The 14162-nt window shown below is 69.0% G+C and carries 12 protein-coding genes; 9 read left to right on the top strand and 3 right to left on the bottom strand.

Annotated elements, in window-relative coordinates:
• Positions 1–77 precede the first annotated feature (77 nt).
• The 5 genes from H5399_RS12665 to H5399_RS12645 all read left to right on the top strand — a co-directional run bounded on the left by H5399_RS12665 (position 78) and on the right by H5399_RS12645 (position 5359).
• A complete protein-coding gene (locus H5399_RS12665; protein WP_182783198.1) occupies positions 78–986 on the top strand; it encodes a PmoA family protein in 909 nt (302 codons plus the stop codon).
• Complete coding sequence (locus tag H5399_RS12660) at positions 983–2092, top strand: Gfo/Idh/MocA family protein (protein WP_182783199.1); 1110 nt, start codon at positions 983–985, stop codon at positions 2090–2092. Before H5399_RS12665 ends, H5399_RS12660 begins: the two co-directional genes overlap by 4 nt.
• A gap of 161 nt (positions 2093–2253) precedes the next feature.
• A complete protein-coding gene (locus H5399_RS12655) occupies positions 2254–3456 on the top strand; it encodes a Gfo/Idh/MocA family protein (protein WP_370585759.1) in 1203 nt (400 codons plus the stop codon).
• Between the two features lie 3 nt (positions 3457–3459).
• Positions 3460–4323, top strand: a complete 864-nt coding sequence (locus tag H5399_RS12650) for a sugar phosphate isomerase/epimerase (protein WP_255422277.1) — start codon at positions 3460–3462, stop codon at positions 4321–4323.
• Between the two features lie 10 nt (positions 4324–4333).
• The gene (locus tag H5399_RS12645; RefSeq protein WP_220490976.1) at positions 4334–5359 is read left to right on the top strand and encodes a LacI family DNA-binding transcriptional regulator; all 1026 of its coding nucleotides are present in this window, start codon (positions 4334–4336) and stop codon (positions 5357–5359) included.
• Positions 5360–6075: 716 nt separating this feature from the next.
• Here H5399_RS12645 and H5399_RS12640 read toward each other — a convergent pair.
• The gene (locus H5399_RS12640) at positions 6076–7512 is read right to left on the bottom strand and encodes an alpha-amylase family protein (RefSeq protein WP_182783201.1); all 1437 of its coding nucleotides are present in this window, start codon (positions 7510–7512) and stop codon (positions 6076–6078) included.
• A gap of 66 nt (positions 7513–7578) precedes the next feature.
• On the opposite strand from H5399_RS12640, the gene H5399_RS12635 reads away from it, so the two are divergent.
• Positions 7579–8007 (top strand): hypothetical protein, encoded by a 429-nt coding sequence (locus H5399_RS12635; protein ID WP_182783202.1) that lies wholly within the window; start codon positions 7579–7581, stop codon positions 8005–8007.
• 244 nt (positions 8008–8251) lie between these two features.
• On the opposite strand, the gene H5399_RS12630 is transcribed toward H5399_RS12635, so the two are convergent.
• Complete coding sequence (locus H5399_RS12630; protein ID WP_182783203.1) at positions 8252–9328, bottom strand: transaldolase family protein; 1077 nt, start codon at positions 9326–9328, stop codon at positions 8252–8254.
• A gap of 147 nt (positions 9329–9475) precedes the next feature.
• A complete protein-coding gene (locus tag H5399_RS12625; protein ID WP_182783204.1) occupies positions 9476–10222 on the bottom strand; it encodes a GntR family transcriptional regulator in 747 nt (248 codons plus the stop codon).
• A gap of 147 nt (positions 10223–10369) precedes the next feature.
• Between H5399_RS12625 and iolC the strand changes: the two genes are divergently transcribed.
• From iolC to iolD, 3 genes are read left to right on the top strand one after another with little or no spacing between them, the layout of a single operon-like run.
• Entirely contained in the window at positions 10370–11365 is a 996-nt protein-coding gene (gene iolC / locus H5399_RS12620; protein WP_182783205.1) for a 5-dehydro-2-deoxygluconokinase, read from the top strand.
• Positions 11365–12237, top strand: coding sequence for a 5-deoxy-glucuronate isomerase (iolB, locus tag H5399_RS12615; RefSeq protein WP_182783206.1), 873 nt, complete (start codon positions 11365–11367; stop codon positions 12235–12237). The genes iolC and iolB overlap by 1 nt, the downstream gene beginning before the upstream one ends.
• A 19-nt stretch (positions 12238–12256) precedes the next feature.
• Positions 12257–14137, top strand: a complete 1881-nt coding sequence (gene iolD, locus H5399_RS12610; RefSeq protein ID WP_182783207.1) for a 3D-(3,5/4)-trihydroxycyclohexane-1,2-dione acylhydrolase (decyclizing) — start codon at positions 12257–12259, stop codon at positions 14135–14137.
• Positions 14138–14162: the final 25 nt, after the last annotated feature.

Below are 14162 nucleotides of genomic sequence, written 5' to 3'. Positions count from 1 at the left end.
GCTTTCCCATGGATTCCTCTAGTGTGTGAACCGCCCGCTGCGGCGGGCACCCAGCCCATCCTCACCGTGGAGGTTCCATGAAGTTCGACACCCGGCCAGGCCGGCTCCTGCTGGTCGACGGCGACGTCACCGTCGCCGAGTACGTCTACGAGCCGACCGACGCGCAGCTGGAGTCCCCGCGTCCCTACGCACTCCTCCGAACGCGCGCCGGCGCGGACGTCACCGCCTATCGCCCCGACGACCACGTCTGGCACAAGGGGCTCTCGCTGGCCTTGCCGGTGGTGGGCCCCCACAACTTCTGGGGCGGCCCCACCTACGTCCACGGCAGTGGCTACGTGCAGTTGCCCAACAACGGGACACAGGTGCACCGGTCCTTCGAGCTCGGGGGCGGCGACCACACCGCGGAAGTAGTGGAGCGGCTGGACTGGGTGGCGGAGGACGGTTCGCTGGTGCTGACCGAGGAGCGCCTGCTCACCGCCCGCCCCGTCGACGGGGACACGTGGGCACTGACCTGGCGCAGCGCCCTGACGAACGTCTCGGGCGAGGCACTGGGCTTCGGCTCGCCGACGTCGAAGGGCAGGGAGAACGCCGGGTACTGCGGCATCTTCTGGCGGGGCCCCACCACGTTCACCGGCGGGGAGATCACGGCGCCATCGGGGCCCGCAGGGGACGAGGCGCGGGGCGAGCCAGGCCCGTGGCTGGCCTTCACGGCCCCTGACCGCAGCGCAGGCGTACTCATGCTCGACGGGGCGGTAGAGCCGAACCCGTGGTTCGCCCGCAGTGAGGAGTACGCGGGCCTCAATCCGGCGCCGTTCTTCTACACCGAGACCCGCCTGCCGCAGGGCGAGACGCTGGTCCTGTCCGCAGCGGTCCTCATCGGCACCGCCGACGTGGCCGCCCATGCATCCGGCGCGGGGGCAGAACTCGTCGCCGAGCTCCGATCGGTCGGCCCGACCGCCGCCCCCGAGTCCGAGGCATCCGCATGACCCAGACACTGCGCTGCGCGATCGTCGGCACCGGCGCCGTGGCTCATTTCCACGCGCGGGCCGTCGAGGCCCATCCCCAGGCCGAGCTCGTTGCGGTCACCAACCAGACGCGGTCCAAGGGAGACGCCTTCGCCGCCCAGTGGGGCAACCCGGCCGTCTACGACACGCTCGACGAACTGCTGGCGGCGGAACATCCGGATGTGGTGCTGATCTGCACTCCGCCGGGTGTCCACCGCGACCAGACGGTCGCGTCGTTCGCCGCGGGTGCGCACGTGGTCGTCGAGAAGCCTCCGGCGCCGTCGCTCGACGAACTCGACGAGATGCGCGCGGCCGCCGCTGCTGCCGGCAAGGAGCTGGCTGTGGTGTTCCAGCAGCGGACCGGCACCGCCGCGGCGCATGTCCGCGAACTGCTCACCCGCGGCGCCCTGGGGCGCCCGCTCATCGCGGTCTGTGAGACGTTGTGGTTCCGTGGAGCCGACTACTTCGCCGTGCCGTGGCGCGGGAAGTGGGCCACCGAGGGTGGCGGCACCACGCTGGGGCACGGCATCCACCAGCTGGACCTCCTGGGCTTCCTGCTGGGTGACTGGGCCAGTGTGCAGGGGCGTCTGTGGCGGCTGGACCGCGAGACCCAGACCGAGGACGCCTCCACCGCGACCATCACGTTCGCCGGGGGGACGGTGGCTCAGGTGGTCACCAGCGCGGTCTCTCCGCGCCAGGTCAGTACGGTGCGGATCGACACGCAGAAGGCGACGGTCTCCGTCGAGCACCTCTACGGCCACGGGCACGAGAACTGGCAGATCACGCCCGCCCCCGGGTTCGAAGTCGAGGCCGAGGCGTGGCGTTTCCCCGAGTACGAGGAGCGCAGTGACCATGCGCCTCTGCTGCGAGACGTCTTCGACGCGCTTCTTGCCGGAGAGCCGCTTCCACCCACGGCCGATCAGCCCGCCCGCTCCATCGAGATGGTGGCCGCGATCTATGCCTCCGCCGCAGCTGAGGGTGCTGCCATCACCCCCGCTGATCTCGCAGCCCACCCCACTCACCGGCACGGGTTCACGAGCCCCGTCACCGACATGCGGGTCGAGCGTGACCACCGGGGAACAGTGTGATCCGATGGTAAACGTTTCCCAGGATCCTTGACGGTCCTCACAACCAAGCTTCTTGGGACAAAACTGGGGCGTCCTCTTGTGTCGCGGGGCAGTGACGTGTCAGGATAGGGGAAAGCGTTTACCAATGTCGTCCAAACGCAAGTGATAGATAGGAACTGAGTGTGTCAACGACTTTGAAGCCGCCGCCGGCCGAGATGGTGCAGGGATCCGGGTCCGTGCGTGAGATCGGGATCATCATGAATGGTGTCTCCGGCCGCATGGGTTACCGGCAGCACTTGGTGCGGTCGATCCTGGCGATCCGGGATCAGGGAGGCATCGAGCTCTCTGACGGTTCCCGTGTCACCGTCCGGCCGCTGCTCGTGGGCCGTAGCGAGTCGAAGCTGGCCGAGTTGGCCGCCAGGCACGGCATCGAGGACCTCACCACTGATCTGGATGCTGCTCTGGCGGATCCGCGGTGGGAGATCTATTCGGATTTCCTGGTGACGAAGGCGCGTGGGGCGGCGCTGCGGAAGGCGATCGCTGCGGGAAAGACGATCTACACGGAGAAGCCGACGGCCGAGTCCGTCGAGGAGGCCCTCGAACTGGCCCGCCTCGCCGCCGCTGCGGGCGTGAAGACCGGTGTCGTCCACGACAAGCTCTACCTGCCCGGCCTCCAGAAGCTGAAGCGCCTCGTCGACTCCGGCTTCTTCGGCCGCATCCTCTCGGTGCGCGGGGAGTTCGGATATTGGGTCTTCGAGGGCGACTGGCAACCCGCACAGCGTCCGTCGTGGAACTACCGTGCTGAGGACGGCGGCGGCATCATCGTCGACATGTTCCCGCACTGGAATTATGTGCTGGAGAACCTGTTCGGGCCGGTGCGCAGCGTCTACGCACAGGCGGCGATCCATATTCCGGAGCGGTGGGATGAGGCTGGGAAGGCATATCAGGCCACCGCGGAGGATGCCGCGTACGGCATCTTCGAGCTCGACGGCGGCATCGTCGCGGAGATCAATTCCTCCTGGACGGTGCGGGTGAACCGCGACGAGCTGGTGGAGTTCCAGGTCGACGGGACGCACGGGTCCGCTGTGGTGGGATTGTTCGGCGCAAAGATCCAGCACCGAGTGGGGACGCCGAAGCCGGTGTGGAACCCGGACCTGGCCGATGATCATGATTACGCCGCGGATTGGGCCGAGCTGCCAACCAATGAGGTGTTCGACAACGGCTTCCGGCAGCAGTGGGAGGAGTTCCTCGCCTCCTACGTGCAGGGCACCCCGTACCCGTTCGACCTGCTCGCCGGCGCCCGCGGAGTCCAACTCGCCGACGCGGGCCTGCGTTCCAGCCGCGAAGGTTGCAAGGTCGTCCTCGACGATTTGCTGCTGGGCTGATCCTTGACGCACCCCAGGCTCTCGATCAACCAGGCCACCATCAAGCACGCCACCCTCCGTGACGCGCTGACGGTGACCACCTCCGTCGGCATGCAGTCGATCGGGCTCTGGCGAGAACCGGTGGCCGACGTGGGCCTCCGGGAGGCGGCCGCGATGCTGTCGGACTCCGGGCTGCGGATGTCGTCCTACTGCCGCGCGGGCTTCTTCACCGCGGTGGCGGGACCCGAGCGGAGCGACTCGCTGGACGACAACCGTCGCGCCATCGAGGAGACGGCCGTGCTGGCTGCCGCCGGGGCGCCTGGGTCGCGGGCGGTGCTGGTGCTCGTCGCCGGTGGGCTGCCGGAGGGGTCGCGGGACCTCATCGGCGCGCGCGCCCGGGTCCGCGAGGCCCTCGAAGAGCTCGCCCCCGACGCGGCGGCCGCGGGCGTGACGCTCGCCGTCGAGCCGCTCCACCCGATGTACGCGGCGGACCGCGCCGTCGTCTCCACGCTCGGGCAGTCGCTGGACCTCGTGTCCGGGCTTGACTCGAGTGTCGCGGGGGTGACTGTGGACACCTTCCACATCTGGTGGGATCCGGACGTTCTGCCGGCGATCGCTCGTGCGGGCCGCGAGGGCCGGATCGCCGCGTACCAGGTGTGCGACTGGCGGGCCCCCCTCGAAGCCGACGTCCTTCTGTCCCGGCATCAGCCCGGCGTGGGCGTGATCGACTTCGAGACCCTCACCCGCGCAGTGGAGGCCACCGGCTACGACGGCGACGTCGAGGTGGAGATCTTCAACGCAACCATCTGGGCAACCGATTTCGAGGTCGTGGCGCGTGACACCGTCGACGCCTTCGGGCGGTGGGTCGCCCCGCATCTGCGGCCTTAGACTCATGACCGTGAACCACCAGCAGCGCCGCTACGGTACCGCCACCCTCGTCGACGTCGCCCAGGAGGCGGGCGTCTCGCTGGCCACGGCGTCGCGCGTGCTCAACGGCTCGACGCGGAAGGTGGCCGAGTCGTATCAGGAGCGGGTTCGCGCGGCCGCCGACAAGCTGGGCTACAGCGTCAACGTCTCTGCGCAGGCCGTCGCCAGCGGGGCCTCGGCCCTCATCGCGCTGCTGGTGGCTGACATTGCGGACCCCTACTTCGCGCAGGTCGCCGCCGGCGTCGCACGCGCGGCGGATGAGGCCGGATTCCTCGTCACCATCGCGACGACCGGGCGGGATCCGCAGAAGGAGGCCGCGCTGCTGCGGGTGCTGCGTGGTCAGCGGCCTCGCGGGGTCATCCTGGCCGCCTCGCGGATGGCGCTTCCCCATGAGCCTGTGCAGCTCGAGATCGACGCCATCCACGGGATGGGCGGCCGGGTCATCGCGCTGGGCCCTGGCGCCTCAGAGCTTCGTTCCGTGCTCATCGACAACTGGGGCGGGGCCAGGGCGCTCGGCGTGGCGCTGGCGGCGCGCGGATACCGTCGGGCGGTCGTGCTTGCCGCGCCCCGAGGCTTGATCACCACGGACCAACGCCAGGCGGGTTTCACCGACGGCTTCACCTCCGGCGGTGGTCAGATCGTCCGGGTGCACCGCGCGGCGTTCACCCGTGAGGGCGGTGCGGACGCGATGCGCGAGGCGCTTGCGGTCGGCATCGAGCCGGGCACGCTGGTGTTCGCTCTGAGCGACGCGGTGGCGCTGGGTGCGGTGCGGGAACTGCGCGAGGAGGGTCGCGAGCTCGGGTCAGACGTGGCGATGGCGGGGTTCGACGACATCCCCTCCTCCAGCGACGTGACCCCGCAGCTGACCTCGGTCCGCATCCCGTTGGAGGAGGTGGGCTATCAGGCGGTCAGGGCGGCGATCGACGCCGACTGGGTGCCGACGCCCCTGCCCCTCGAGGTTCACCTGCGTAACAGCACCCCTCCGCTCACAGTCTGACCCTGCTCAACGGTGGCGGCACAAGTCCGGCACCGGGTGCCGGGAGTCCTGACACGAGGCCCGGGCGGCCGTTGTCCACATTCTCCCTGTTGATCGCGGCATGGTCCTTGGTTGAGTAGATGAGGCCGCCCGGGGCCTCGTGTCAGTGCTCCCTGCACTCGTTTTCCCTGTGGCGTGGTCCATTCCAGGCGTGCGCCGTCAGGGCGGCCCTGGCTCGGGTCTGTTGTGGCGGGATGCCAGTTGGGTGAACCTCGGGTTGGGCACCCCGACGCGCAGCCGCCCTGCCGTCCCCCACCCTCGTGGACATCTCGCCTTCGGCTCGTCTCGAGGCAGCGGGTCCTCTGGCGCCTGCGTTGAGTCTGGCCGCCCGCGCTACAGCGCCGGCTGCCAAACATAGGTCAGGCGGCTCCGGGCCGCCTGTGATACAGGGCTGGCGTCGAGGCGTACGACGGGCGTCGAGGCGTAAGGCAGGCGTCGGGACGTAAGCCAGGCGACGGGACGGGCCAGCAGGGCGGTGGGTGGTGGGGGCCGGGGCAGGTTGGGTGGGCGTTGATGACGGCATGGCAGCACGAAGCGCCGCCGCCGGCATCATGGGCGGCCCGGCCCCCACCACACGCCGCCCAACCCGACCACCACGCCACGGACAGGGATCAACCGGCCCCCACCACACGCCGCCAAACCAGACCACAACTGGCCCTCAACACCACAGAGAGGGATCAACCGGCCGCGCGGAGGTTGACGTGGAGGGCAACCGCGTCCATCGCGGGCATCTCGACGGTGACCTTGCCGTCGGCCACCACGAACGGGCCCTCCTCGCAGCGATCCTCCGCGGTGGGCGGGGCCGGCGAGGCAGCCGCGTCGCAGTACGCGCCGTCGGGCAGGTTCGTGGTGAGGGTGGCGCTGACCGGGGTGCTCGTGTCGTTGACGGCGATGAGGCCTCGGTCGCCTCGATCGAACGCCACCGCGTACCCCTGCTTCCACACGTTCTCGACGGGCGCGTCGCCCACCACCGCGACCCACTCAGCCAACCCCGCGACATCCCGGTGCTGACACAACCAGGCACCATCCTCCGGATCCTCCGACGGCGCCGCGCACGCTACGTCGTCGACCCGGCCGTCCGTCTGCGGCGCCCCGGCGTCGCGGTCCGAGAACGCGTAGCCGGAGTAGACGATCGGAGTGCCGTAGTCGATGCCGAGGAGCAGGGCTGTCGCCACCCTGAACTGGTCACCGTCCTTGGAGGTGAGGGTCTGGCCGTTGCGCTCGGTGTCGTGGTTGGTGATGAACGTGAACGCCTGCTCCGACGGGACCTCGCCGTCGCGCAGCTCCAGCGCCTTGGCGATCGCTCCGCCCGGCACCAGGCCGGAGATGTCCTTGGCCACCTGGAATGCGAACACCGCGCCTGCGTCGAGGTAGTCCTCCGGCTGGATCGGCTCCCCGCCGCCTCGGATGACCTCGGAGACGATCAGAGGCTCGCCGTCGAGGCGCCCGACGATGGCCTCCACGTCGGTCGCGGACATGTGTTTGGCCGCGTCGATCCGGAACCCCGCCACGCCGAGCTCGGTGAGGTCGTTGAGGTAGGCCGCGATGGTGTCGCGGACCTTCTCGCTGCCGGTGTCCAGATCCGCGAGGTTGACCAGCTCGCACTCCTGCACCTGCTGCTGGTCCGAGTAGTTCTCGATGTCGCCTGAGACCGTCATGGGGCAGTCGTGGAAGTCCTCTGGACCGTACAGACCGGGGTAGTCGTAGTGCGTGAAGTCCGTCCCCGCGACACCAGTGCCGCCGTCGATCCCCGCCATGTGGTTGATCACGGCATCGGCGATCACGTCCACACCGGCCTCCCCACACGCGGTGACCATCTCGGCGAACTCCTCGCGCGTGCCCAGCTTGGACTCCAGCTGGTAGCTGACCGGCTGGTACGACGTCCACCAGGCCTCACCGTCGATGTGCTCCTGCGCGGGGGAGAGGAGGACGAACCCGAACTCGTGAGGCCCGAGCACCTCGGTGCACTCCTGGGCCACGGATCGCCACGGCCACTGGAAGAGCTGAACCCCGACGGTGGGGGTGGTCTCGACGGCGGGCTCGGGGGCCGCGGTGCAGGCGCCGAGGGCAGCGGCGCCGAGGAGCAGAACCGGGGTGAGGACGCGTCGTCGCATGTCGGCCAGTGTAGGCGGTCGCGGGGATCGGACGCCCGGTTCTGGCGTCGAACCTAGACTGGCCGCATGAGCAAGCTCGGCATCATCATCAAGACCACCGGCGCCGCGGTCGCCACCACCGTCACGCTGGTCTCCGCGCTGCGGGAGAATCCGCAGATCGCCAAGAGTCTCGATGATCTGGTGGGGAAGCTGAAGTCGGCCACGGATGCGAACAACCCCAAGATCCGCTTCGACGCGAAGATGGCGGCCATCGACACCGCTGCGGACGCCGTCGAGCTGGCGTTCCCGGAGGCGACGGAGCCCGCGGGTTGGCATCGACACGCGCAGGCGCTGCGTGTCCAAGGTGAGCTCATCTGGGGAGCGAACTCCGGTGGGACCAGGCGGAAGGCGATGAAGGCGCTGAACGCGGAGACCGCGGAGCTGTTGGAGCAGATCAACCAGAGGTTGGCGTCGTTGCAGAAGCAGCTCCCCGCCGACGACCCCCGCGCCAGCTGACCCACCCCGGGGGGCTTCTGCGGCTGTGGGTTTGAGCAAATGGCAGGGGTCACGAAGGGCCCACGCTCAGACTGAGCGGGACCCGACCCGTGACCCCTGCCATTTGCTCAAACCCCACCCACCCCCGGGCACACGCAAACCCCACCCACCCACCCCCGGACGCACGCAGGCCCCGGTCCGTCAGGAGCGGACCGGGGCTTGCGCGGCTCGGATTCCGGGGATCACACCCGGACGGGGATAAGGATCAGGCGGGGGCGATGAGGAAGTCGCGCACCAGGGCGTCGAGGTCGCAGTCGGCGCCCAGGAACTGGCGCAGCGTCTTGCGGGTGGGGCCGAAGTTCTCGAACTCCTCGATGCTCAGGCCGTCCTCCTCGTAGGCGCGGTTGAAGTCCTCGATGCGCTGCAGCGACTCGATGATCTTCGGATCCACGGGCACGTCGATCCGGCTCTCGGCCACGTAGTCCGAGTTGTTGATCCGCTTGGCCCACTTGAAGGGCGGGGAGACGACGAGGTCGCCACCGATGAGCTCGCTGTACTGCAGCACGTTGCGGAACGCTGCGGACAGCACGCGGGAGCGGAAGCCGCGCTCCTGGAAGATCTGGTAGGCCTTCTTGATGGCCGCGACACCCGCCCACTCCATGTGGCCCGGATCGATGAACAGCTGGGTGCGCTCGGCCTCTGCCTTCATCCAGTCGTCGAGACGGCCCACCATGAGGGTGACCACGGGCCACATGTCGTCGATGGACTTGCCCTCAGCGACGCGGCGCTGCAGGCCACGCTCGATGGCCTCGCCGGAGCGGACAACCTGGGCGACGGTGAAGGAGACGGTCACGTTCATGACCACGCCGCGGTAGGTGGCGTCCTCGATGGCCTCAATGCCCACCTTGGTGGCGGGGATCTTCACGATGATGTTGGGGGCGAGCTCAGAGAACTCCACGGCCTGATCGGCCAGGGCCTTCGCGTCGCGGTGGTGACGGGGGTCCGTCTGCACGGACAGGCGCCCGTTGCGCCCGTTGGTCTCCTTGAAGATCGGCAGCAGCAGCTCGGCGGCCTCCACAGACATGTCCTTGATGGCCTGCCAGCCGATCTCCGACTCGCCCCAGGTGGGGTTGGCGGCGGCGATGGCCTGGATCCGGGGGCCCCAGATGTCCTTGTGCTGCTTGATGGTGGTGTAGCCGATGACGGGGTTGCAGGTGGCTCCCACGCCGCCGTAGGAGATCGACTGGCGGAGCTCCTCAAGGTCGGCCGAGTCGTTCCACAGGGCGGTAGGGGTGGTCCGGGCCGCGGTCAGGAGCGGTCCCTCGGTGTACTCGATGGTCATGGCGGTTCCTTCTCAAGCGGTGGTGCGGTCTCGACGATGAGGCCTGACACCATTGGACACTACATTGGTTTGTCCTGTCAAGGATATGTCAGAACAAATCGCAGGTCAAGGCGAACTTTTCTTGGCGACGGCGGCGCCGGGCTTGACTCAGGCCATCACCGTCTGGTCGTAGGAGTACATCGAGGCGCGGTAGACGTGCATGCCGAACTCCACCGCCCGGTGCTGCTCGTCATAGGCCGTGCGTTGCATGGTCAGGAGCGCAGCGCCGGTGGGCTCGTTGAGGAGGCGGCCCTCGTCGGCCGTGGCCAGGCGGGCGCTGATCTGCTGGAAGCCCACCGTCACCTTCACGCCGCGCTCGCGCAGGCGGGCGTACAGGCCGCCGGACTCCAGCTCTGCCCGGGTCGGGGCGAGTGTGGCCGGCAGCCAGTTGCTCATCAGTGCCAGGGGCTCGTCCCGGAGCATCCGTAGGCGTCGCATGTGCACCACCTCGGAACCGGGAGCGATGTTGAGCGCCGCCGCGACACCCGGCGCCGCACCTTCGATCTCCCACTCCAGCACGGTGGTGCGCGGGTCCACGCCGGACTTCTCGAGGTCGTCGTTGAGCGAGCTGAGCGCCATGGGTCGGTGGACGCGGGTGGGGGTGACCTGCGTGCCGGCGCCGCGCCGTCGCACGATGAGGCCGCGGTTGGTGAGGGTCTCCATGGCCCGGCGCGCCGTCGGCCGTGACACCTTCAGCCGCTCCGCCATCGACACCTCGTCCTCGATGCGCGTGCCGGGTTCGATGGTGCCGTCCTCGATGAGCCTGGCGAGCGGCTCCGCGATCTGGGCGTGGAGCGGTGTGGCGCTGGTGCGATCGATCTCGATCTGCGCGATGTACGGGGCGCTGTGTGGCATCTGGTCTCTCACGTCGTCGTGTGCACACATTGTACTGCCAATGTCAGGTTGTAGCTAGACCTTTGTCAGGAGTTGACGGTTTGTCTTGACAAATGCCCGTCACTGGTTACGATAAGAGGGCACCTCCTCGAAGAAGCGGGACACATCATGGGACTTTTCGGCACGCGCAGCGTCGATGTGCTGACCATGGGCCGAATCGGCGTGGACATCTACCCCCATCAGCACGGAGTGGGCCTCGAGGACGTCACCTCGTTCGGCAAGTTCCTCGGCGGCAGCGCCACCAATGTGGCCGTGGCCGCCGCGCGCCTCCGTCGCTCCGCCGCCGTCGTCACCGCCGTCGGCGACGACCCCTTCGGCCGGTTCTGTCGCGCGGAGATGGGACACCTCGGCGTGTTCGACGACTATGTGAAGGTCGACGGCGACCTCAACACCCCGGTCACCTTCTGCGAAATCTTCCCTCCGGACAACTTCCCCCTCTACTTCTACCGCCGCCCCACCGCGCCAGACCTGCGGCTCCGCCCCGAGGACCTTCCGATCGACGCCATCGTCCAGGCGAAGGTCTTCTGGATCACGACGACGGGGCTGAGTCGCGAGCCCAGCCGTTCCACCCACCTGGCTGCGCTCAAGGCCCGCGGGCGCAGGCCGTTCACCATCCTGGACCTGGACTACCGCGAGCAGTTCTGGCCCTCGCCGGAGGCCGCGCGTGAGGCCATCGCCGAGGTGCTGCCCTACGTGGACATCGTCGTCGGCAACAGTGCCGAGTGTGAGGTGGCCGTCGGCGAGTCGGACCCCGAGCGGGCCGCCGAGGCGTTGATGGCCCGCGGCGTGGACGTCGCGGTGGTCAAGCGTGGCCCCGACGGCGTGCTCGCGATGGACGCCGACAGAGTGATCGAGGTGGCCGGCACCCCCATCGAGGTGGTCAACGGCCTCGGCGCCGGGGACGCCTTCGGCGGCGCGCTGTGCTTCGGCCTGATCAAGGAATGGCCGCTCGTGGACACCCTGGTGGCCGCCTCGGCCGCCGGTGCGCTCGTCGCCACCCGCCTCGAATGCTCGACGGCGATGCCGAGCGAGCCCGAACTGCTCGCGGCCGTGCGCCGCAACCCCGTCGATACCAAGACCCGCCACCGCGTCAAGGAGAACTGATGACCGACCATGTCCTGCCCGCCGGCTCCACCGGGCGGCCGCCGCTCGCCGTGGACGTGAGCCCGGAATCCGCCAACTGGGCCTACTCCGGCCTCAAGGTCGCGGTGCTGGCCGCGGGGGAGTCCTACGCATTCGGCACGGGCGAGTCCGAGTGCCTGGTACTGCCGCTCGAGGGCGCCGCGACAGTCACCGTCGGCGGGGAGACCCACACGCTCAACGGGCGCTCCACCATCTTCGGCGAGGTCACCGACTACCTCTACCTCCCCCGCGGCGCCGAGGCCACTCTCACCTCGGTCGACGGCGGCCGCTACGCCCTGCCCAGCGCGGTGGCGAGCGAGACGCTCGACGTGCGCTACTGCCCGGCCGACGAGGCCACCGTCGGCCTCCGCGGCGCCGGCACAATGTCGCGGCAGGTCACCAACTACGCCCTCAACAACACGCTGCAGACCAGCCGCCTGCTGGTGTGCGAGGTGATTACGCCCGGCGGCAACTGGTCCAGCTACCCGCCGCACAAGCACGACGAGACCACCGAGAACGAGCGCGAGCTCGAGGAGATCTACTACTTCGAGATCAAGGCCGACGAGCACGGCCCCGGCATGGCGTTCCACTCCACCTACGGCACGCCCGAGCGGCCCATCGACGTCGCCCTGCGCGTCAACACGGGCGATACCGCGCTGGTTCCGCACGGCTGGCACGGCCCGTGCGTCGCGGCCCCCGGCTACGACCTGTACTACCTCAACGTGATGGCCGGCCCCGGCGGGCCCGACTGGCTCTCCGTGGACGACCCCTGCTACGGCTGGCTCCGCCAGACCTGGGATGACACCGATGTCGATCACCGCCTCCCTTACGCACCCACCCGGCTCGACGCCTGAGAAAGCGAGAAATCCTCACATGACCACCATCCGCCTTTCGGTCGCGCAAGCCATCGTCCGCTACCTGGCGCACCAGTACACCGAGCGCGACGGCGTCGAGCAGCGCTTCATCCCCGGCATGTTCGGCATCTTCGGTCACGGCAACGTCGCAGGCGTGGGCCAGGCGCTGCTGCAGCACGAGGTCGACCCGGCCTTCGACGAGCCCTTCGAGTACTGGATGGGCCGCAACGAGCAGGGCATGGTCCACGTGGCCGCCGCCTTCGCCAAGCAGACCGAGCGCATGCAGACCCTCGCAGTCACCTCCTCGATCGGCCCCGGAGCCCTCAACATGGTCACCGGTGCCGCTCTGGCCACCACCAACCGCGTCCCCGTCCTGCTGTTCCCCTCGGACATCTTCGCCAACCGCATGCCGGATCCGGTCCTGCAGCAGGTTGAAGACCCGACGAACCCCGACGTGAGCGCCAACGACGTGTTCCGCCCCGTGTCGAAGTTCTGGGACCGGGTCAACCGCCCCGAGCAGCTGATGGTCTCCCTGCCGCGCGCCATGCGCGTGCTCACGGACCCCGCCGATACCGGTGCCGCGGTCGTCTGCCTCCCCGAGGACGTCCAGGCCGAGGCCTATGACTGGCCGGTGGAGTTCTTCGCCAAGAAGGTGTGGCACATCGACCGCCGCGTGCCGGACCGCGCAGCCCTCGCGCGCGCCGTCGAGGCCATCCGTGCGGCGAAGCGTCCCCTGGTCATCTCCGGCGGAGGCACCATCTACTCCGCCGCCACAGAGGAGCTGCGGGCGTTCGCCACCGCCACCGGCATCCCGGTAGCCGACACGCAGGCCGGCAAGGGCGGCATCAACTGGGACCACGAGTGCGCCGTCGGCGGCGTGGGCTCCACGGGGGCCGGCTCAGCCAACGCGCTGGCCGTCGAGGCAGACCTCATCATTGGCATCGGCACCCGCTACTCCGATTTCACCACCGGCTCGCAGACCCAGTTCAAGAACCCGGACGTGAAGTTCCTCAACATCAACGTCGGCTCCTTCGACGCGGCCAAGCAGGGCGCCCAGATGCTCGTGGCAGACGCCCGCGAGGCGCTCACCGCGCTCACCGAGGCCCTTGAGGGGCACCGCGTCGACGAGGCCTACTCCCAGAAGATCGCCGACGAGCGCGCCGCCTGGGCCGAGGCCACGGACAAGTGCTACCACCTTGGCCACGGCCCGCTCCCGGCACAGACCGAGGTGTTCGGCGCCCTCAACGAGCTGCTGGGCGACGACGACATCGTCATCAACGCCGCCGGCTCCATGCCCGGCGACCTGCAGGCCCTGTGGCGCGCCCGCACCCCGGGTCAGTACCACGTGGAGTACGCCTTCTCCACGATGGGCTACGAGATCCCCGCGGCGCTGGGCTGCAAGATGGCATCCCCGGACTCCGAAGTGGTGGCCATCGTCGGCGACGGCACCTACCAGATGCTGCCCATGGAGCTCGCCACCATCGTGCAGGAGCGCGCCAAGGTGATCTTCGTCCTGCTGCAGAACCACGGCTACGCCTCCATCGGTGGCCTGTCCGAGTCGCGCGGCTCGCAGCGGTTCGGCACCAAGTACCGGATGCGCGCCGCCGACGGTGGGCGCAGCGACGAGCTGATCCCCGTCGACATCGCCGCCAACGCCCGCTCCTGGGGCCTGGACGTCATCGAGGTCAGCACCATCGCGGACTTCCGCGAGGCCTACGCCACCGCCGTGGCCTCCGACAAGGCCACCATGATCCACATCGAGACCGACCTCTACGGGCCCAACCCGCCCGCCACGGGCTGGTGGGACGTGCCCGTCACGGCCGCCTCCACGCTCGAATCCACCCAGAAGGCCTACGAAGAGTACGCGGAGGCCGTCAAGGGCCAGCGCCGCTTCTTCTGAGCCAGCACACTAAAGGAATGACTGA

The sequence above is a fragment of the Tessaracoccus sp. MC1627 genome, assembly GCF_014164725.1.
Taxonomy (GTDB): Bacteria; Actinomycetota; Actinomycetes; order Propionibacteriales; family Propionibacteriaceae; genus Arachnia.
The sequence above is the reverse complement of the archived record's forward strand: the minus strand, read 5'-3'. Positions and strand labels throughout refer to the sequence as shown.